Source organism: Paenibacillus sp. YPG26, from assembly GCF_023704175.1.
GTDB lineage: Bacteria > Bacillota > Bacilli > Paenibacillales > Paenibacillaceae > Fontibacillus.
Genome location: NZ_CP084530.1, coordinates 1,743,193 through 1,761,135, shown reverse-complemented (window position 1 = coordinate 1,761,135; position 17,943 = coordinate 1,743,193). Strand labels below are relative to the sequence as shown.

22 protein-coding genes and 1 riboswitch are annotated in these 17,943 nt (G+C 49.1%); of the genes, 1 reads left to right on the top strand and 21 read right to left on the bottom strand.

Annotated features, from left to right (window positions below; all coding sequences use genetic code 11):
• Nucleotides 1-15: 15 nt before the first annotated feature.
• From resA to ribD, 13 genes are all read right to left on the bottom strand, one after another.
• Nucleotides 16-540 carry a thiol-disulfide oxidoreductase ResA gene (resA, locus tag LDO05_RS08245; RefSeq protein ID WP_251378359.1) on the bottom strand — a complete coding sequence of 175 codons (525 nt, stop codon included), beginning with the start codon at nucleotides 538-540 and terminating at the stop codon, nucleotides 16-18.
• A gap of 186 nt (nucleotides 541-726) precedes the next feature.
• A complete protein-coding gene (locus tag LDO05_RS08240) occupies nucleotides 727-1,470 on the bottom strand; it encodes a pseudouridine synthase (protein WP_251378358.1) in 744 nt (247 codons plus the stop codon).
• 184 nt (nucleotides 1,471-1,654) lie between these two features.
• Entirely contained in the window at nucleotides 1,655-2,143 is a 489-nt protein-coding gene (locus tag LDO05_RS08235) for a spore maturation protein (RefSeq protein WP_251378664.1), read from the bottom strand.
• Nucleotides 2,144-2,194: 51 nt separating this feature from the next.
• Nucleotides 2,195-2,824 (bottom strand): nucleoside recognition domain-containing protein, encoded by a 630-nt coding sequence (locus tag LDO05_RS08230; protein ID WP_251378357.1) that lies wholly within the window; start codon nucleotides 2,822-2,824, stop codon nucleotides 2,195-2,197.
• A gap of 67 nt (nucleotides 2,825-2,891) precedes the next feature.
• Entirely contained in the window at nucleotides 2,892-3,980 is a 1,089-nt protein-coding gene (locus LDO05_RS08225; protein ID WP_481857029.1) for a D-alanyl-D-alanine carboxypeptidase family protein, read from the bottom strand.
• 141 nt (nucleotides 3,981-4,121) lie between these two features.
• Nucleotides 4,122-4,661 (bottom strand): GerW family sporulation protein, encoded by a 540-nt coding sequence (gene ytfJ, locus LDO05_RS08220; RefSeq protein ID WP_251378356.1) that lies wholly within the window; start codon nucleotides 4,659-4,661, stop codon nucleotides 4,122-4,124.
• Nucleotides 4,634-5,311 carry a DUF2953 domain-containing protein gene (locus tag LDO05_RS08215; protein ID WP_251378662.1) on the bottom strand — a complete coding sequence of 226 codons (678 nt, stop codon included), beginning with the start codon at nucleotides 5,309-5,311 and terminating at the stop codon, nucleotides 4,634-4,636. The genes ytfJ and LDO05_RS08215 overlap by 28 nt, the downstream gene beginning before the upstream one ends.
• Before the next feature lie 148 nt (nucleotides 5,312-5,459).
• Complete coding sequence (scpB, locus tag LDO05_RS08210) at nucleotides 5,460-6,065, bottom strand: SMC-Scp complex subunit ScpB (RefSeq protein ID WP_251378355.1); 606 nt, start codon at nucleotides 6,063-6,065, stop codon at nucleotides 5,460-5,462.
• The gene (locus LDO05_RS08205) at nucleotides 6,034-6,825 is read right to left on the bottom strand and encodes a segregation and condensation protein A (RefSeq protein WP_251378354.1); all 792 of its coding nucleotides are present in this window, start codon (nucleotides 6,823-6,825) and stop codon (nucleotides 6,034-6,036) included. Before LDO05_RS08205 ends, scpB begins: the two co-directional genes overlap by 32 nt.
• Nucleotides 6,826-6,892: 67 nt before the next feature.
• On the bottom strand, nucleotides 6,893-7,360 hold the full coding sequence (gene ribH, locus LDO05_RS08200) for a 6,7-dimethyl-8-ribityllumazine synthase (protein WP_251378353.1): 468 nt from the start codon (nucleotides 7,358-7,360) through the stop codon (nucleotides 6,893-6,895).
• Nucleotides 7,361-7,395: 35 nt separating this feature from the next.
• Nucleotides 7,396-8,634: a bifunctional 3,4-dihydroxy-2-butanone-4-phosphate synthase/GTP cyclohydrolase II gene (locus LDO05_RS08195; protein ID WP_251378352.1), complete on the bottom strand. Its 1,239-nt coding sequence runs from the start codon at nucleotides 8,632-8,634 to the stop codon at nucleotides 7,396-7,398.
• 99 nt (nucleotides 8,635-8,733) lie between these two features.
• The gene (ribE, locus tag LDO05_RS08190; protein ID WP_251378351.1) at nucleotides 8,734-9,405 is read right to left on the bottom strand and encodes a riboflavin synthase; all 672 of its coding nucleotides are present in this window, start codon (nucleotides 9,403-9,405) and stop codon (nucleotides 8,734-8,736) included.
• 66 nt (nucleotides 9,406-9,471) lie between these two features.
• On the bottom strand, nucleotides 9,472-10,575 hold the full coding sequence (gene ribD / locus LDO05_RS08185) for a bifunctional diaminohydroxyphosphoribosylaminopyrimidine deaminase/5-amino-6-(5-phosphoribosylamino)uracil reductase RibD (RefSeq protein WP_251378350.1): 1,104 nt from the start codon (nucleotides 10,573-10,575) through the stop codon (nucleotides 9,472-9,474).
• A gap of 250 nt (nucleotides 10,576-10,825) precedes the next feature.
• A riboswitch (FMN riboswitch) is annotated at nucleotides 10,826-10,977 on the bottom strand.
• Between the two features lie 173 nt (nucleotides 10,978-11,150).
• On the opposite strand from ribD, the gene tlp reads away from it, so the two are divergent.
• Nucleotides 11,151-11,381, top strand: a complete 231-nt coding sequence (gene tlp / locus LDO05_RS08180) for a small acid-soluble spore protein Tlp (protein ID WP_251378349.1) — start codon at nucleotides 11,151-11,153, stop codon at nucleotides 11,379-11,381.
• A 91-nt stretch (nucleotides 11,382-11,472) separates the two neighbouring features.
• Here tlp and LDO05_RS08175 read toward each other — a convergent pair whose 3' ends face one another.
• The 8 genes from LDO05_RS08175 to spoIIAA form a co-directional block, all read right to left on the bottom strand.
• Entirely contained in the window at nucleotides 11,473-11,904 is a 432-nt protein-coding gene (locus tag LDO05_RS08175) for a peptidylprolyl isomerase (RefSeq protein WP_251378348.1), read from the bottom strand.
• A gap of 113 nt (nucleotides 11,905-12,017) precedes the next feature.
• Nucleotides 12,018-13,349 (bottom strand): diaminopimelate decarboxylase, encoded by a 1,332-nt coding sequence (gene lysA / locus LDO05_RS08170; protein WP_251378347.1) that lies wholly within the window; start codon nucleotides 13,347-13,349, stop codon nucleotides 12,018-12,020.
• 109 nt (nucleotides 13,350-13,458) lie between these two features.
• A complete protein-coding gene (locus tag LDO05_RS08165; protein WP_251378346.1) occupies nucleotides 13,459-15,096 on the bottom strand; it encodes a spore germination protein in 1,638 nt (545 codons plus the stop codon).
• Between the two features lie 26 nt (nucleotides 15,097-15,122).
• Nucleotides 15,123-15,551 (bottom strand): stage V sporulation protein AB, encoded by a 429-nt coding sequence (locus tag LDO05_RS08160; RefSeq protein ID WP_251378345.1) that lies wholly within the window; start codon nucleotides 15,549-15,551, stop codon nucleotides 15,123-15,125.
• Nucleotides 15,548-16,186: a stage V sporulation protein AA gene (locus LDO05_RS08155; protein ID WP_251378344.1), complete on the bottom strand. Its 639-nt coding sequence runs from the start codon at nucleotides 16,184-16,186 to the stop codon at nucleotides 15,548-15,550. Before LDO05_RS08155 ends, LDO05_RS08160 begins: the two co-directional genes overlap by 4 nt.
• 154 nt (nucleotides 16,187-16,340) lie before the next feature.
• Nucleotides 16,341-17,096 carry an RNA polymerase sporulation sigma factor SigF gene (sigF, locus tag LDO05_RS08150; RefSeq protein ID WP_251378343.1) on the bottom strand — a complete coding sequence of 252 codons (756 nt, stop codon included), beginning with the start codon at nucleotides 17,094-17,096 and terminating at the stop codon, nucleotides 16,341-16,343.
• Between the two features lie 11 nt (nucleotides 17,097-17,107).
• Nucleotides 17,108-17,551 (bottom strand): anti-sigma F factor, encoded by a 444-nt coding sequence (spoIIAB, locus tag LDO05_RS08145; RefSeq protein WP_251378342.1) that lies wholly within the window; start codon nucleotides 17,549-17,551, stop codon nucleotides 17,108-17,110.
• The gene (gene spoIIAA / locus LDO05_RS08140) at nucleotides 17,548-17,901 is read right to left on the bottom strand and encodes an anti-sigma F factor antagonist (protein WP_251378341.1); all 354 of its coding nucleotides are present in this window, start codon (nucleotides 17,899-17,901) and stop codon (nucleotides 17,548-17,550) included. The genes spoIIAB and spoIIAA overlap by 4 nt, the downstream gene beginning before the upstream one ends.
• Nucleotides 17,902-17,943: the final 42 nt, after the last annotated feature.

Below are 17,943 nucleotides of genomic sequence, written 5' to 3'. Positions count from 1 at the left end.
TTGTTACCTCCTGTCTCATGGCGCGACTAACTGGCCGATCTGGCTGTCGAGTGTCTCCAGATCTAGCTCACCTTGATGAATGGAGGTGATCTTACCTTTAGCGCTTACAAAAAAGGTCGTAGGAAGAGGCGAGATATTATAATCCCGTACAGCATCACTATTCGAATCAAGCAGTATCGGGAAGGTCACCCCGCGGTCCTTCGCGAAATTCTGCACGGTCATCTGATCCTCACCTGCATTGATGCCCAGAACAACGACCCCTTTATCCTTCCACTTCTCCCATTGCTGCTGAAGTGCGGGCATTTCCTTAACGCATGGCTTGCACCATGTGCCCCAGAAATTGATAACCATCGCCTTGCCTTCGTACTCGTTCAATTGATGCACACCGCCGTCAATGCCAAGCAGTGAGAAAGAAGGCGCCTTGCTGCCAACCTGCAGTCTGTCGTGGGAGCCGAGCACTGCGGTGCTGATCGCATAGCCGCCCAATATTACGATGAAGAGCAGAATCACGATTTGCACCGGTCGCCTGTATTTCTTCATGCTCAAGCAGCTTCCCTTCTATGACGAATATTATAAATACAGACTGAACTATTAACTTACATCCAATTAAGATGCGAAAAATGTCATAGTTCATTCTGTATTTATGGACATTTAGTGAATATCCTATGAATATTATAACGAATACTGCCACATATACAGCTTCGTTATTTGAAGATTATGTGTCTGCTATTTTCTTCCCTGCTTGTCCGCTTTCTTCGCGCTTCTCTTAAGATCTTCGATCTCAGCAGCGGTTAGATGGCGGTATAGTCCGCGCTTCATGTTCCCGAGGTGAAGTTCTCCGAACGAGATACGCTTAAGCCGCTGAACCGGATGGTTAATCGACTCGAACATACGTCTGACCTGCCGGTTCCTGCCCTCGTGAATCGTAATTCGAATTGTGGACTCCTTGTCATCCGCACTGATATCGTAGTAATCCACCTCTGCAGGCGCGGTCATTCCATCCTCCAGCATGACCCCTTTCTTCAGCTTGTCCAGATCTGAACCATGGGGCACTCCTTTGACGGTGGCCAAGTAAGTCTTAGGCACGTGATGCTTCGGATGTGTGAGCAAATAGGCGAAGTCACCATCATTAGTTAACAGCAACAATCCTTCTGTATCGTAATCAAGACGTCCAACCGGGAATACCCGTTCATTTACACCTTTTAAATAATCGGTTACGATCTTGCGGCCCTTAGGATCAGACGCGCTGGTAATAACACCTTTCGGTTTGTTGAATACAATATACAGCTTCTTCTCAATTCCAATTCTCTTGCCGTTCACGGTAATCTCGTCAACTGCCGGATCGGCCTTCGTACCAAGCTCCGTTACGGTCTCTCCGTTCAGCTGAACCTTACCCGCAAGGATCATCTCCTCGCACTTTCTGCGTGAAGCTACACCTGCCTGGGCTAATATCTTCTGTAATCTTTCCATTGTCTTATAAGTCACCTCATCCTAATGATACCCACTAAGGTATAAAATCACAATAGCCCTCCGAAGAGGGCTGGGGCCGCGTTATTCAATATTGGAACGTAATGCAAACAATCTGCGACTAGGCAGCCATCCACTCATGCCTTTGGGCAGCTCTTGAGCTTCAAATGAATTACATCCCGCGTACCTATCCAAATACAATCAGACATATGGCAATTGCCGCAATAAATCCGATGATATCAGAGAACAGGCCCACCTTCAGGGCATACATTCCATTCTTGATTCCTACAGCGCCAAAATAAACTGTCAGCACGTAGAACGTTGTATCCGTACTTCCCTGTATGGTGGAGGCTATCCTTCCGATCATGGAATCAGCTCCATAAGTCTTGATCAGGTCAGTGGTAAAAGCAAGCGAGCCTGTCCCCGTAAGCGGTCTTAGAAACCCAAGAGGCAGAACCTCGGGCGGTGCACCGAGCCAGGTCATCAGAGGGGCGATCCAGCCTGTAAAGAAGTCCATGGCGCCTGAAGCCCGGAAGACGCTGATTGCTACCATCATTCCCACCAGATGAGGAATAATCTCGATCGCTGTATTGAATCCGCTCTTCGCGCCGTCAACAAATGACTCGTAGACAGGAACCTTCCGGATAAAGGCAAACAGTGGAATGAAAGCGATCATTACCGGAACAGCCCAATTGGAGAACAAGTGGATCCAGGTTTGCAAGGTTCCTCACCTCTCTACGGTCAAAGTTGCTGCAGGCGGTATTACTGGCGGATGCTTCCTCGCATACTTGTTGCGGTACCAGCGGTCCGCCATAATTGCCGCGAGAGTAGCTATCATTGTCGCCACAAGCGTTGTGCCTACAATTTCTGCCGGATTGGCAGAACCAAAGCTGATTCGTATCGCGATCAATGTCGTAGGGATTAGCGTGATACTAGCTGTGTTCAGCGCGAGCAGGGTACACATGGCAGGGGTTGCTTTGTCCTTGTCCGGATTCAGGGTCTGGAGCTCCTGCATGGCCCTGATTCCCATCGGCGTTGCTGCGTTGCCTAATCCAAGCAGGTTCGCGCTCATATTAGAGAGGATGAACCCCATCGCAGGGTGATTCTTTGGAACATCCGGGAACAAAAATGATACGACTGGACCAAGCAGCCTGGATATCCCTTTTACCAGTCCAGAATCCTCAGCAAGCCTCATAATTCCCAGCCAGAATACCATAATGCTGATCAGGCCGAAGCAGACGGTCACCCCGGTCGTAGCCCCATCAAAAGCCGCTTCAGTCACAACATTAATATTCCCCTTGGCTGCGGCAAAAGCAAAACCAATCAAAATAAAAGCAAGCCATATTTTGTTAACCACTAGAACTCCTCCCCCATGTGTTACTGTGGTCAGCGGTGCATTTTCTACTTATTCTTCGTCATAATCTCTATTTACGGGTATTAGCTGGTCTGCGCTCCTGCGCGGATTGTGTATACACAGGTACTGAACCTATAAGCTTATCCTGCAGCAGAAATTCTAACCTGGCACGCAGCTGGAAATCTGCCGGCTGAGGCTTGAGTAGAGTTAACTTCTTAACAACCCGCTGCGCTTCCCCGGTTCGCAGTGGGTATTTGAAGCCTGAACCTGTCACAAGATTGCTGCCTTGCTGGACAGACTCGCCAGCCTGAGCCAGTGTCTTAAGCGGGTAGTTGCTGAACCCGAAATCCAGCAGCTTGGCATGATCATTCCAATCATCCCCATCGTTGAGCGTCACAACTGCAAGCTGCTGTCCACTTCGGGTAGCGGAACTGACGAGACACCGGCGGGCGATCTTGGTATATCCTGTTTTCACACCGTCTGCACCATCATAGAGGCGCAGCATTTTATTTTTGTTAGCCCACTTATATTCCCATGGATCATTAGGGTTCGGCGCTGTCTTCACTTTTGTGCGGACGATTTCTCTAAATACCGGATTATGCAAAGCATAGGCAGTCAGCTTCGCCAGATCATTCGCGGACGAATAATGTGCCTGGGTATCCAGCCCGTGCGGATTGGAGAAATGGGAGTGCGCAAGCCCGAGCTGCCTCGCCTTCTCGTTCATGAGATACACGAACCCTTCTTCCGAGCCGCCGACATGTTCAGCAATTGCGGAAGCCGCATCATTACCCGATCTGAGCATCAGTCCGTAGAGCAGGTTGTTAAGGGTCATTTGTTCACCCAGCTTCAGATACAAGGAGGAGCCCTCTTTGGCAAAAGCGTTCTTACCGACCTTCACCATGTCATTCAGACGGCCATGCTCAATAGCTACAATCGCGGTCATGATCTTGGTCAAGCTGGCGATGGGCAGAATTTGATCACCCTTCACGCTGTAAATGATCCGTCCCGAGGTTACATCAATTAAAGAAGCGGCCCTAGCATGCGTCACTGGCCCATGAACGGGATCAGGCTTGGAAGGCCCAGCTTGCGCAGGCTGCATCGTGAAGAAAGTTAACAGTGTGGTTATTGTAAGTAAAATCGTTGACTTGGGTATATACATGTTGTATTCCTCCGAGTGGGATAAGCCCAAATACTTATACCATAGTATGCAGAGTAGCAGGACAGTATGTCCTTTTTCCAAGACATGAAAAACCCTTCCGCTTGCTGCAGGAAGGGATTCATGGCAACTTCTTGTTAAGGCCTAGAGCAGGGTATGCCCATGCTGCGTATTCGGATTCTCATTTAGGCTTGTATTCATTTGCCCTGTCGGGTATGCGTTGACAGCTCCTGTCAAGCCGCCGGCATTAGAGCTGTAATTGCTTGAGCTGTGAGTTGATTGAGAATGTGAGTTAGGGAACAAGGATTGAATCTTATCAATGACATTAGGAACAGCATCAATCAATTTCTCCACGACATGAGTCTGATTGTCCAGAGGCACCACATTAACGCCCTGCTTGCCGACAACCAGGAAGGCAATTGGATTGATGGATACACCGCCGCCGCTTCCGCCGCCGAACGGCCGGACTTTACCCTCTCCGTTAGCTCCTGCTTTCTCATGCCTGTCTTCGATATTAAAGTCACTACCCCCCGCAGCGAATCCGAAGCCGACACGGCTGATAGGCAGAATTACACTTCCATCCGGCGTCTCCACCGGCTCACCTACAATTGTGTTCACATCAACCATGTCTTTAATGTTCTCAAGAGCCGTCTGCATCAGCCCTTGAATAGGATGTTCTGCCATTTCTTAGCTCCTCCTTTCACTTTTAACACTCGAACTATGAGCACCAGTCCAGCATATATAGCATAACCACACCGTATTTCTGCTATACAGGTCATTTTTGTGGAAAAATGAGGCTGGTTCCCGTAAATCGGGATCACAAATAACTTAGGGGGGACCAGAAGCCTAAGCTGATACGACAGCATACCGACAAGGCTGTATTTCACTCCATATAATGCCCCGGTTAGCTGGGCCGTATGAACGGCATCTGACAGTCCGAGCTCTGTCGTCCAGTCTAAATGCCTGACTTTAACCTCTCTCAGTGTCCGGTTAAGCCATAGCTTGAGATCATGTGTAGCCGCAAGCATGCTTTTCCAATTATCGATCCAGTAATCAATCTTGTCCTTCCCGATATTCGTCTGGTCTTCCTTCTGTTCGTCCTGCTTCACATTTGCTTCCTTCTTTTCCTTCACTTGCAGGCCTTGTTTGAGGTTCTTGAATTTGAGCATGGGGATTTCATAGTGATATTTAAATAACCCAAAAAGAGCTGAGACCTCAATTAATATGGTATCGTCCTTACCGAGCTTATTCACATTAAGGGTCAGCTTGATTCTGGAGATCAAAGCCGCGAAGATCAAGATCAGCAGCAGGAGCAGCAATCCTCCGAGCCACATCCACACGTGCAACCCTCCATACTGGTGACTGAATTAGAAGCTTTGTATAGTATGGCACCAAGATAAGGAAGTATTCACTTTAAGAGGAAAAAAAGAACCGCTCCAGTTAGAGCGGCCCTTGTGAAGCTAAATATACAATAATCGGGTTTTATTTCTCTACATCATCGAAACTAAGCTGCTGCTGTTCTTCAAGCTTCTGGAACAGAAGCTGGGTCTCCTCTTCAAGGTTCTCCGTATTCTCGAACTGCTCCATCTCCGGCAGATCAACCAGGCTTCCCAGGCCGAAATAATCAAGGAATGCCTTGGTCGTTCCATATAGAATGGGGCGTCCGATCGCTTCGGCCCTGCCAACCTCCTCGATCAGATCCTTGTTCACCAGGGTATGAATTGCCCGCTCCGACTTCACTCCGCGGATCTCTTCAATTTCAATCCGGGTAATAGGCTGGCGGTAGGCAATAATGGATAAAGTCTCAAGTGCCGCCTGGGACAGGGACGAACGCGAAGGGGAGTAGGCCAGCTTCTCGAAGTATGGAGCGTGCTCGGGCAAGGTAGCCAGCTGATACCCACCCGCTATCGATATAATTTGCAGCCCGCGCCCTGCCTTCTTGAACGATTTCTTCATATCTTTAAGCGCATCGATAATCACTTCACTGCGCTGATCCAACACCTCTGCCAGCTGCTTGACGGTAAGCCCTTCATCACCAGCCAGGAACAGCAGGCCTTCAATAATTGATTTCATCTTCTGAAAATCCATTCTTGCTTCCTTCCCCTTTCCACTCCATCACAATATCATCGAACAGCTTGTTCTGATAACAGACAATCTGCTTCATTTTCATCAATTCCAGAACAGCCAGGAAAGTGACGACAATCTCGTGTCTATGCATTTCCTCATGCAGGAGCTTCGAGAACAAGATCCTCCCGCCCTTCCCCTGCGACTCCAGCGCCGTAACTACTTCTCTTATGCGGTCCTTGACCGAAATCTCATCTCTTTGAATACGGGTTACAGTATTCCGTTTGACCGCCTTGCGGATCGCCTTCTGGAAGACGGCGATGAGGTCGGCCGCATGCAGCCCTTTGACCGGATTCTCTATAATTTCAGGCATGAATGGAGACAAGTCCTCCGGTTCTTTGGAGAATATAAGACTTCTCTCCCACTCCTTATCATGCAGATGCTCCGCGATACCCTTATACTTCCGGTATTCGATCAGCTTACGAATCAGCTCATCCCGCGGATCCTCTTCTTCCTCATAATAATAGTAATCCTCTTCAATCTCGATAACGGGCGGTTTCGGAAGCAGCTGCTTGCTCTTGATGGATAACAGCGTTGCTGCCATGACCAGGAACTCGCTGGTAATTTCCAGCTCCAGCTCCTGCATACTGTTCAGATAGGCTAAATATTGGTCTGTAATCTCGCTAATGGATATATGATGAATATCGATCTCCGCTTTATCAATCAGATGCAGCAGCAGATCGAGCGGTCCTTCAAAGGTCTCCAGCTTGTAAAGTACTGTCACGTGTTGCTCCTCCGCCCGATAAAATAAAAATGTAGTACCATTATAATGGTACTACACTAAATAAGCACTATTTTAATTGTTTCGTCAAGTTTGCCATTTCAATCGCTGCGGTAGCCGCATCCCAGCCTTTGTTCCCGGCTTTGGTGCCTGCCCGCTCAATCGCCTGCTCAATGCTCTCCGTAGTAAGCACGCCGAAGATCGTAGGAACACCTGTCTTCATGCCGACAGCTGCGACTCCTTTGGCAACTTCATTACATACATAGTCATAGTGAGTAGTGGATCCTCTGATTACAGTCCCAAGCGTAATTACAGCGTCATATTTGCCGCTCTCCGCCAATTTCTGGGCAGCAAATGGAATTTCGAAAGCTCCCGGCACCCACGCCACATCTACTTCCTCATCCTTGACACCATGCCGCTTGAGCGCATCCTGGGCTCCTCCAAGCAGCTTGCTTGTAATGAACTCGTTAAATCTCCCTACAACTATGGCATATTTAAGACCTTCCGATACCAAATTCCCTTCAAAAATGTTCCCCATGATTCATCAACCCTTCTTGGTTTAATTAGTTAATTTCAGATCTCTGCCGATTCATTCTGTTCAAGATCGTCGAATTTCAGCATATGTCCCAGCTTGGCCTGTTTGGTATGAAGATAATTCGTATTATCTTCATTCTCCTTCATCTGGATAGGTACACGTTCCACAACCTGAAGACCATACCCCTCCAGCCCTTTAATTTTGCGAGGATTGTTGGTCATCAGCTTAATCTCCCGCACGTCAAGGTCCTTCAGGATCTGAGCCCCGATACCATAGTCACGTAGATCAGCGGCAAAGCCAAGCTTCAGATTGGCATCGACCGTATCAAGCCCTTCTTCCTGCAGCTTGTAGGCCTTCAGCTTGTTGATCAGCCCGATGCCCCGCCCTTCTTGGCGCATGTAGAGCAGAATCCCGTTGCCCGCCTCCTCAATCTGCCGCAGTGCTGCCTCGAACTGGGGTCCGCAGTCACAGCGATGAGAATGGAATACATCACCGGTTAAGCACTCGGAGTGTACTCTCACCAAGACTGGCTTACTGCTGTCAATGGTTCCTTTGACCAAGGCAACATGCTCTTTCTGGTCAACTTCATTGGAGTAGGCAACCGCCCGGAAGACGCCATAGTCAGTCGGCATCCGGACCTCCACTTCCCGGTTAACCAGCCTCTCCTTCTCATTGCGGTATTGAATCAGATCCTTGATGCTGATCAGCTTCAGCCCATGAGTCTTGGCAATCTGCATCAGATCAGGTAATCTGGCCATCGTGCCGTCTTCCTTAATTACTTCGCAGATTACGCCAGCGGGATAAGCTCCTGACAATATCGCAAGATCCACAGCGGCTTCCGTATGGCCTGCACGGCGGAGCACTCCGCCTTTCTTGGCGATTAGAGGGAACATATGGCCCGGACGGCGAAAATCAGAGGGTCTGGCATCCGGGTCCATTAGACCCTGGATCGTAACCGAGCGTTCTTTTGCAGATATGCCCGTGGTCGTATCCTTATGATCTACCGAGACCGTGAATGCAGTACCATGAAAATCGGTATTCTGCGCAACCATCGGCTTCAAATCCAGCTCATCCGCCCGTTCCTGCGTAATAGGCACACATACGAGGCCACGCCCTTGGCTGATCATGAAATTAATCACTTCGGGTGTCGCTTTCTCGGCCAGGGCAATGAAGTCACCCTCATTCTCCCGGTCTTCATCATCCACCACGATAATGACTTTTCCGTTCTGAAGATCTTGAATGGCTTCTTCAACCAAATCAAGCCGGATATCACTCATAGCTACTCACTCCTTTGTGTATAGAAGGACTCAGTTCAACTGTTCACGCTTGTTGAGACTGTCATATTTTCAACTGCATCTTCTTTGGAATGTCATCAGTTAAGCGAAGCCGTTCTCAATGAGAAACTGCATCCCTACACCCTGCTTATTCGGAGCAGCCTCCATCCCCTTCTCTCTGCTTCCATAATTCAACAGGTGCTCTACATATTTGCCAAGCACATCACATTCCAAATTAACGGTATCCCCTGCCCGCTTATCCGAAAGAGCTGTCTCCGCCAAGGTGTGGGGGATTATAGAGACACTGAACTTCTCTCCGTTCGACCTGACAACCGTAAGACTGATTCCATCTATCGTAATAGAGCCTTGAGGTATAATGTATTTGAATAAAGATTGTTGGGAGGGTGCGATGTCGTACACTACCGCATTTTGGTCCCTTGTTACGCCCGTAATCGTCCCTGTGCCATCCACATGTCCCTGAACAATATGCCCACCGAATCGCCCGCCTGCTGCCATTGCACGTTCCAGATTTACTTTCCCGCCAACTTTCAATGCGCTAAGATTGGTGTGACGGTAGGTCTCTGGCATTACGTCAACGGCAAAAGAGTTCCCTTGATTAGACACCGCTGTAAGACAGACCCCATTGACTGCGATGCTGTCGCCAAGCTTCAGATCTTCCATAATCACACTGGCTTGAATATCCAGCACCATGGCCTCTCCTTTACGCTGCACCGACTTAAGGGTCCCTACTTCCTCAACAAGCCCTGTGAACATGCCTGCACCTCCTCCCTGCTCTTATCTTCTGGCAATCAATTCGTGTCCCCTGATACATTGCACATTTTACTCTCTCCATACAGGAGTGCCCCTAATCAGCACATTGTCGTCAATGACCTCTACGGACATATCCTTCAAGGTGACCGCGTCTCTCATCTGAGCATATCCCTCGAAGACGAAGTTCCCGGTTGATCCTAGACCCCCGATCAATTTAGGCGCGATGAACAAGGCTACTTCATCCACAAGCTTCTCCTGAATGAAGCTGCCGTTAATGCTGCCGCCCCCTTCAACCAGTATCGAGGATATTCCTTCACTGCCCAGCTGCTTTAACGCCAGATTCAGATCTACCGTGGGGCCATCTCCGCAGGGAATAACCCGGATGCCCTTATCTTCAAGCTCCTTGATCCGGTTCCCATTAGCTTGAGCAGTCGTTAGCAAGATGGTCTTCGCCTTGGCGTCCGTAATCACCTTCGCATGGTCCGGTATACGCAAGCTCGAATCTACGATGATTCTTACAGGCGATATTCCCGGAACTGGCAGCCTTGTGCTTAATTCTGGATCATCCGCGATGACCGTGCCAATTCCAACCAGAATCCCTTGATGCTGATGACGCATCACATGAACCATCGCCCGTGATTGCTCATTGGTAATCCACTTGCTGTCACCAGCACCCGAGGCAATTTTACCATCAAGTGTGCTGGCACTTTTGATCGTTATATAAGGCAATCCTGTAGTAATAAATTTGATAAATTTCTTGTTCAAGCTCAGTGCCCTATCCCGCAGCACACCCACCTGAACCTCAATCCCTTCTGCCCTGAGCATGGCAATGCCTCGTCCTGCAACCTTGGGGTTGGGATCTTCACATGCAATAACAACACGGGCTACCTTCTCCGCGATCAATCGCTCACTGCATGGAGGAGTAAGACCATAATGGCTGCAAGGCTCCAGAGTAACATACACGGTACTTCCTACAGCAAGTTCCCCAGCCATATTAAGCGCATGGACTTCGGCATGAGGAGTTCCCTGCTTAAGGTGGATGCCAATCCCCGCGATCGATCCATCCTTCACCACTACAGCACCTACAACCGGATTGGTTCCCGTCTGACCCCTTGCCTTCTCTGCCATATCCAGTGCCATGGACATGTAATACTCATCATTCACGAACTCCACTTGAGAGGTCATCTCCTTTCGGCACCACGTGGTTCTAAATATAAAAAACCCCATACGGAAAGAATTCCGGATGGGGTACGAGAGATCTATGCAGCGAAACTAAGGCATAGCCATTCATTCAAGCTGCCCACAATGCTTATTACAAGAAACGAAATTCTTAAAAAGAAACGTCTCGTGCAAAAAATGGTTGCTCAAATAAACATATGCCCTAAAACAGCACAACAAAGCCAAGCCTTGTCATGCAGTTCGCGTCATCCTTCTCCCATCCAGACTGTACTGTCGGTCCTGGAATTACACCAGGTCAGCCGACGATGCACTGTGTGCTTCGCCGGGTCACGGACTAAGATGCACGTATGCACCATCACCGCCGGTTGGGAATTTCACCCGACCCCGAAGGATAAAACACTATTAAACTTGATTGTCATGTTATCATAGCGGCTGTCAAAAATGCAACTTTTTCATTTCCTCCCTCAAGATGCTTGGGCTCGCCCCGGGTACCTGGGATGTATTCAGGGAAGTCTATAATCGTTCACCTGAAGCATTCCATACAACTTCACTTTGAGGAGGGTTTCATTATGACAAGACCGAAGCCGGACAACCGTTCAGACAATGTGGAGAAGCTCCAAAAGCATATTCATAACTCAATTGAGAACTACCGCGAAGCGCAGGACTATTTGAGTGAGCATGCAGATGAAATCACTTCGGAGGAGAAGAGCGACATTGAGGCCAAGAACCATCGGCGCCTTGAGAGTATCGCCGGATTCCGGAGCGAAGTGAAGGATGAAGCGAAGCATTCAGGACGCTAAGCGTTAGTTCCGCTGCACAACAAACAGGAGTCCATTCGGACTCCTGTTCTCGTTGATCTATATCTTTAAACTTAGGCATTGTATACTGAACTTAGGCTTCGTATACTTCCACTTTTTCCATTTTGTCGCGGCCTTTGAACTCATCTACCAGTTCAATACCTTGAACAACCTTGCCGAATACGGTATGCACGCCATCCAGGTGAGGCTGTGGAGCATAAGTAATGTAGAACTGGCTTCCGCCTGTATTCTTACCCGCATGGGCCATAGCAAGCACACCGCGCTCATGCTTGTTCGGATTGATCTCGCAATCGATGGTGTATCCAGGGCCACCTGTACCCGTGCCGTTAGGACAACCGCCTTGAGCGACGAATCCAGGGATTACACGGTGGAATGTAAGTCCGTTGTAGAAACCGGAGTTAGCCAGCTTCTCGAAGTTAGCCACAGTATTAGGAGCATCATTCTCGAACAGATCGATCAGAATTTCTCCGCCATTTTCCATTTTGATTTTAGCTTGTTTTGCCATATGTAAAGCATCTCCTTCCAAAGTGGGGTACAACTCAACGTACATTAGTGTACTATGAAACCCGTCCCAGTGCAAAATTAAAAGCGGAAGCTGACAGCTCCCGCCTCTAATAATTAGTTAAATGAAGGCTGCTTCTGGATCCGCTCAGGAATCAGATCATTGGCAACGATATCATTCAGAGTCTCTCTCTTCACCACGAGATCACTTGCCCCGTCCTTCACGAAGACCACTGCTGGTCTGCGAATCCGGTTATAGTTGCTTGCCATGGCATAGTTATATGCACCTGTGCAGGAGACTGCCAGGAGATCGCCGCTGCTTACTTTTGGCAGATCCAAATCCCAAATCAGCATATCTCCGCTCTCGCAGCATTTGCCTGCAATAGATACTGTCTCTTCCGACTGATCGTTCCCGCGGTTCGCCAGCATAGCTTCATATTTCGACTCATACAGCGCCGGACGAGGGTTATCGGTCATACCTCCGTCTACAGCCACATATTTGCGCACGCCCGGAATGTCCTTAGTTGTACCGACCGTATACAAGGTTGTGCCCGCATCCCCGACAATACTCCGGCCTGGCTCAACCCAGATTTCAGGAAGCTTGTCATAGGTTCCGGTAAAATGCTGCTTCACGCCATCTGTAATGGCTTTAACATACTCGGAAATCTTAAGCGGGGTATCTTCTTCCATATAACGGATTCCGAAGCCGCCGCCCAGGTTCACAACCTGGAAGATCACATTCAGCTGCTCTTTTACGGATTTGGCAAAAGCGGCAACGCGCTCAACCGCCATCTGGAAGCCTTCCACCTCAAAGATTTGGGAGCCGATATGGGAATGAACGCCCAGCAGATTCAGATTGGACTGCTCGCTTGCCAGCTTCACAGCTTCAAATGCCGAGCCATTTCCAATATCGAATCCAAACTTGGAGTCTGTCTGACCCGTGGAAATATATTCATGCGTATGGGCTTCTACCCCTGGAGTAACACGAAGCAGTACGTTAACCCGGGCATCATTCTCCTTAGCAATCGCATTCAGCAGATGAATCTCGGTGAAATTATCAACAACAAAACAACCAATCCCCGCTGTAATCGCCATCTGAATCTCTTCAGGCGTCTTGTTATTCCCGTGGAAGTGAATTCTTCCTACTGGGAATCCAGCCTGCAGTGCTGTGTAGAGCTCTCCTTCAGATACAACATCCAGAGAGAGCCCTTCTTCCTCTGCCAATCGGCACATGGCCAGCGTACAGAACGCTTTGCTCGCATAGGCAACCTGGAAAGAAAGTCCGGATTGCTTAAAGGCTTCCACATATTCGCGGCTCCGCTGACGAACTAGCGCCTCGTCAACAATATATAAGGGTGTTCCATATTTCTCTTTGAGCTCTACTGTATCACAGCCTCCAATTTCGAGGTGTCCTTGTGTATTGATTGTGCTTGTACCGTGTAGAAACATTCGCAATCCTCCGATTAATTTGATTTTACTAAGTATAACAAAAAAAGTGGAAATCGAATAATGGATTTTTGCGTATTTGATTTGTGTTTTTTATCAACCGGTCTAAAGGTCAGTTCTCGCGCGGCATTCTGGTGTTGTCCCTCGTTTTGTTGAAGGAAGGACGTTTCTTCGAATAGCTTACAGGCACACGGAACAGAAAGGCGAACATCGCTTTTGCATTAAAAGGTATAAACGGCCACAGATAGGATGAATTGTAAGATCGGCGGATGGTGAGTAAAACAACAAACAAGGTCACTCCGCCAACAAACCCAGGAACTCCAAACAGCGCAACCGAGATCAGCAGCAGCAGCCTGACCAGCCTGTTCGCTAGTCCCAGCTCATAGCTCGGGGTAGCGAACATCCCAATGGCCGCTACAGCCATATACAGAACGACTTCGTTGACGAACAAGCCCGTCTTCACGGCGATATCCCCGATGAGTATCGCTGCAATCAAGCCCATGGCGGAAGCAAGCGGGGTCGGCGTATGAACGGCAGCCATCCGCATCAGGTCAACGCCGAACTCAACCAGCAGGAACTGCATAATTAAAGGCAGCTTGGCGTTCGCCTGAGGACCAATGAACGAGAGCGCGGCAGGCTTGATCTCCGGATGAACAACCACAAGCAGCCATAAAGGGAGCAGGAACAAGGATGCGAGGATTCCGGCGAACCGAACCCATCTTAAGTAGGTTCCCATCGTTGCCGTCTGTCGGTTCTCCTCGGCATGCTGACACAGATCAAAAAAGGTTGTCGGAAGAATGATAGCACTTGGTGAAGTGTCCACAATCAGCACGACCCGCCCTTCCATAATGTGCGCCGCCACCACATCGGGACGCTCGGAATATCGCACAAGCGGATACGGGTTCCAACCGCTGTTCACTGCGGCCTCCTCCAGCTGCTTATCCGCCAGCGGCAGACCATCGATGTCCACCGATTTGATCTTCTCACGAATCGCATCAACCTGAGCCTTGTCAACGATATCGTCAATATAAGCTATGCTGACATCGGTCCTTGTTCTCCTCCCTACCTGGATATATTCAAATTTGAGGCCGGGATCCCGGAGTCTACGCCTTACAAGTGCAACGTTGGTAAGCAGTGTCTCGGTGAAGCCGTCCCTTGCCCCGCGGACCACCCGCTCGAGTGAAGGCTCTTCGGGGCTTCGTACCGGATAAGAACGGGTGTCCATCACGATCGCAGCTTCTTCACCGTCTATGAAGAGCGCGCTCATTCCGGTCATGACTTTATTAATAACCTCACTCAGCTTCTTCACCTTGGAGACCTGAATATGAGGGATATAGAATTCGAAGAAATCCCCCAGGGCATCACCGGACAAAGATTCAGGGGTCAGATAGGTCAAGCGCTTGATAATTTCCTGCATAATGTCATCCTTGGCAAAGCCGGTAATGAAGAACAGCCCCGTCTTGCAGCCGCCAAAGGTCATCTCACGAAAATTCACATCAAAACTCTCATCAAGTCCAATCACTTTGACAAGAGTTTTTCTTGTTGTATCCAGATTTTGGCTGATCCGATCCGCCTTCTGCCAGTAGATAACGGACTCTTCTACATTGTTTGATCTCTCCGCTTCAACCTTATTCGGACGATCTGCTTCCTCGGTTCCCGATTCTGTGCGGTCCTGTTCTTCGCCAGGGTCAAATTCCGGTGGGGGCCCCTGCATTTCCTCCTCCTGACGGTCCATCTCTTGTTCTGTCATCGCTTGTCTCATCCTTCCTGTCCGTTCTATCGGTTATACACAAACCATTCAAACAACGACCCCGCTACCTTCCCGAATACCATAGCCAGCAGCAATCCGAACAGGTAGCGCTTCATATGAAGTCTTTTTGCCAGAATAGGCAGTACGTTCAGCACTTCCGTCAATGCCGCTGCCAGCATCCCGATGAAGATTCCATTCAGAAGGCCAATCCAACCGTTAATAATTTCGAAAGGCAGGCCTAGCTTGATATTCCAAAAGTCAGCCACCGTACCCACAACAGATCCGCTGACCATAGCTCCTTCATACCAATGCACTTTCTCATAAGAGCGGCTAAGCTGGGCCAGACGAGGAATGATATCCAGTACCACGAACAGGGCGATGACTCCGCCCCCGACGGCAATCCCCCCGGCCAAACCCAGGAACAGGGAGAAGATCCATGACAGAGCCAGCGTCATCCCTTTTCTCTCCTGGCATCCTGGTGCAGCTTCTTATACTCTTCCGTAATGACATAGTGATTAAGGTTCTCTTGATACAGGAACATCTCCACCTCAAGGGGGGTTGGCTCCTCGTTCCATTTCTTCTTGAAGATATGGTTGAAGAATATAATCATCCCCAGACCGATCCCCACAGAGTATGCCGCCTGAAAAACATACGGATGTTCGTTCCGCTTACCTGTAACCATTTCCACAATCCGAATCTGGACCTCCTGCATACTGACATCCGCATGGAAATTCATGATCGTCAGGGCTGAGCCGAAGAATAGAAGCAGCCACACCATAATAAACAACAGGACCGAAGGCTTCTTCTCCTTCCCGGCAATTTCAACCAGCGTATGCGGCTCGCCAATATGTTCAACGACGCATCCCGGCATAAGAGTATGAATCCTGCCGATAATCTGCAGCATATCTATGATAATGCGGTTGCCATCCTTCTGCTCCGGTCTGTCCATGATCAGCTGCTGCAATTCTTCTTCAGAATCTCCAGGAGCTAAGATCTGGGCAATATCACCCAGACGTATCACACGACCTTCATGGAGCCTGACATTTTTGCGAAGTCTAAGATAGACGGTGGGAGCGGGATCCTTGCTCATCCAGTTCACCCCTTAACTGCCGAATTGCGCATAGTATGCCTTAAGCAAGCACTTTTTAGTCTTAGTGAAGGCTTAGAGACATTCCGGTAGATAAATGAACGCAAACAAATAAAGCCACCTAGAACACCGGTTGGCATTCTAAGGCGGCTCTTATTCACTGGGCAATTTGATCCCGGATATTCTGCAGAATCTTCTTCTCCAGCCTGGAGACCTGCACCTGCGATATCCCCAGTCTACTCGCGACCTCCGATTGAGTCTGATCCCGGTAGTATCTCAGATAGACGATAAGCCTTTCTCTTTCACTCAGACCATCAATGGCTTCATGAAGAGCCAGCTTATCGAACCACTTGTCCTGAGACTCGTCCGCGATCTGATCCATAAGCGTGATAGGATCCCCATCATTCTCAAAGACCGTCTCATGGATGGAGGTTGGAGGCTTGTTCGCTTCTTGAGCGAACACAATCTCCTCGGGAGTGACCTCCAGGGCTTCCGCCACTTCCTTAATGGTTGGAAGACGGTTCAGCACTTTGGCAAGCTCGTCCTTCTTCTTCCGGACTTTATTCGCCATTTCCTTAAGCGAACGGCTCACCTTCAACGTCCCGTCATCACGCAGGAAGCGCTGAATTTCTCCGATAATCATCGGAACCGCGTAGGTGGAGAATTTGACATCATAGCTTAGATCGAATTTATCGACCGACTTCAAGAGGCCGATACAACCGATTTGAAACAAATCTTCGGGTTCATATCCCCGGTTCATAAACCGCTGTACGACGGACCAGACAAGACGAATATTACAATTCACTAATGTGTCTCTGGCAACTGAATCACCCGTTTGGCTCAGGGCAATCAAACGTTTCACTTCCGCGTCATCTAAGTAGGTCTGTGAGGTTTGCTTCACATCGGCATTCATATACCCAACCCCTAATTGTATAAAGCTTTCTTAGATTCAATCCTCTTCTTCATGCGTATGGAGGTTCCTCCGCCGACTTCACTGACCAGTTCGAATTCATCCATGAAATTCTCCATGATTGTGAAGCCCATGCCAGAGCGTTCAAGCTCCGGCTTGGATGTATATAACGGCTGCTTGGCCAGTTCTGTATCCTCAATGCCCCTGCCTTTATCCTCAATGACCAGGGAGACGACATCCCCTTCCAGCTCTACATGGATATAGACAATGCCGGTTGGATCGCTGTCATACCCATGGATGATGCAGTTCGTTACGGCTTCGGATACGACTGTCTTGAGGTCAGTAATCTCGTCCATGGTCGGATCAAGCTGGGAGACAAAGGCAGCCACAGTGACGCGGGCGAAGGATTCATTCTCCGACATGGCCGCGAATTGCAGGTTCATAAAGTTCTTGCTCATAGGGCTACCTCCAGTTCAGAGAGAGCAGCGCCCTCATTGTCAACAACAGGCATAATCTTGAACAAGCCTGACATCTCGAACAACCGGAATACGGAAGGTGTTACGTCGCAGATCACCATTCTTCCACCCTTTTGCTTGATCAGCTTGTACCTTCCCAAGATAACCCCGAGACCTGAACTGTCCATGAACAGCAGCCCCTTCAAGCTGAACACCAGATCTCTGCAGCGACCGCGGGCAATCTCCTCATCAAGCTTCAGCCTTACAGAATCAGCCGTATGGTGATCCAGTTCCCCGCTGAGTCTGACGATAAGGGTCTCGCGGTGCTTTTCCATTTCCAAATGAAGATTCACGTCTGTTCACTCTCCTCTCTGACATGAACACTCATTTCTACA

What these genes read in the sequence shown, in the direction of transcription:
- resA (WP_251378359.1), bottom strand. Translation starts at nt 540, where the DNA reads ATGAAGAAATACAGGCGACCGGTGCAAATCGTGATTCTGCTCTTCATC.
- LDO05_RS08240 (WP_251378358.1), bottom strand. Translation starts at nt 1,470, where the DNA reads ATGGAAAGATTACAGAAGATATTAGCCCAGGCAGGTGTAGCTTCACGC.
- LDO05_RS08235 (WP_251378664.1), bottom strand. Translation starts at nt 2,143, where the DNA reads ATGATCGCTTTCATTCCACTGTTTGCCTTTATCCGGAAGGTTCCTGTC.
- LDO05_RS08225 (WP_481857029.1), bottom strand. Translation starts at nt 3,980, where the DNA reads ATGTATATACCCAAGTCAACGATTTTACTTACAATAACCACACTGTTA.
- ytfJ (WP_251378356.1), bottom strand. Translation starts at nt 4,661, where the DNA reads ATGGCAGAACATCCTATTCAAGGGCTGATGCAGACGGCTCTTGAGAAC.
- LDO05_RS08215 (WP_251378662.1), bottom strand. Translation starts at nt 5,311, where the DNA reads ATGTGGCTCGGAGGATTGCTGCTCCTGCTGCTGATCTTGATCTTCGCG.
- scpB (WP_251378355.1), bottom strand. Translation starts at nt 6,065, where the DNA reads ATGGATTTTCAGAAGATGAAATCAATTATTGAAGGCCTGCTGTTCCTG.
- ribH (WP_251378353.1), bottom strand. Translation starts at nt 7,360, where the DNA reads ATGGGGAACATTTTTGAAGGGAATTTGGTATCGGAAGGTCTTAAATAT.
- LDO05_RS08195 (WP_251378352.1), bottom strand. Translation starts at nt 8,634, where the DNA reads ATGAGTGATATCCGGCTTGATTTGGTTGAAGAAGCCATTCAAGATCTT.
- ribE (WP_251378351.1), bottom strand. Translation starts at nt 9,405, where the DNA reads ATGTTCACAGGGCTTGTTGAGGAAGTAGGGACCCTTAAGTCGGTGCAG.
- tlp (WP_251378349.1), top strand. Translation starts at nt 11,151, where the DNA reads ATGACAAGACCGAAGCCGGACAACCGTTCAGACAATGTGGAGAAGCTC.
- LDO05_RS08175 (WP_251378348.1), bottom strand. Translation starts at nt 11,904, where the DNA reads ATGGCAAAACAAGCTAAAATCAAAATGGAAAATGGCGGAGAAATTCTG.
- lysA (WP_251378347.1), bottom strand. Translation starts at nt 13,349, where the DNA reads ATGTTTCTACACGGTACAAGCACAATCAATACACAAGGACACCTCGAA.
- LDO05_RS08165 (WP_251378346.1), bottom strand. Translation starts at nt 15,096, where the DNA reads ATGACAGAACAAGAGATGGACCGTCAGGAGGAGGAAATGCAGGGGCCC.
- LDO05_RS08160 (WP_251378345.1), bottom strand. Translation starts at nt 15,551, where the DNA reads ATGACGCTGGCTCTGTCATGGATCTTCTCCCTGTTCCTGGGTTTGGCC.
- LDO05_RS08155 (WP_251378344.1), bottom strand. Translation starts at nt 16,186, where the DNA reads ATGAGCAAGGATCCCGCTCCCACCGTCTATCTTAGACTTCGCAAAAAT.
- sigF (WP_251378343.1), bottom strand. Translation starts at nt 17,096, where the DNA reads ATGAATGCCGATGTGAAGCAAACCTCACAGACCTACTTAGATGACGCG.
- spoIIAB (WP_251378342.1), bottom strand. Translation starts at nt 17,551, where the DNA reads ATGAGCAAGAACTTTATGAACCTGCAATTCGCGGCCATGTCGGAGAAT.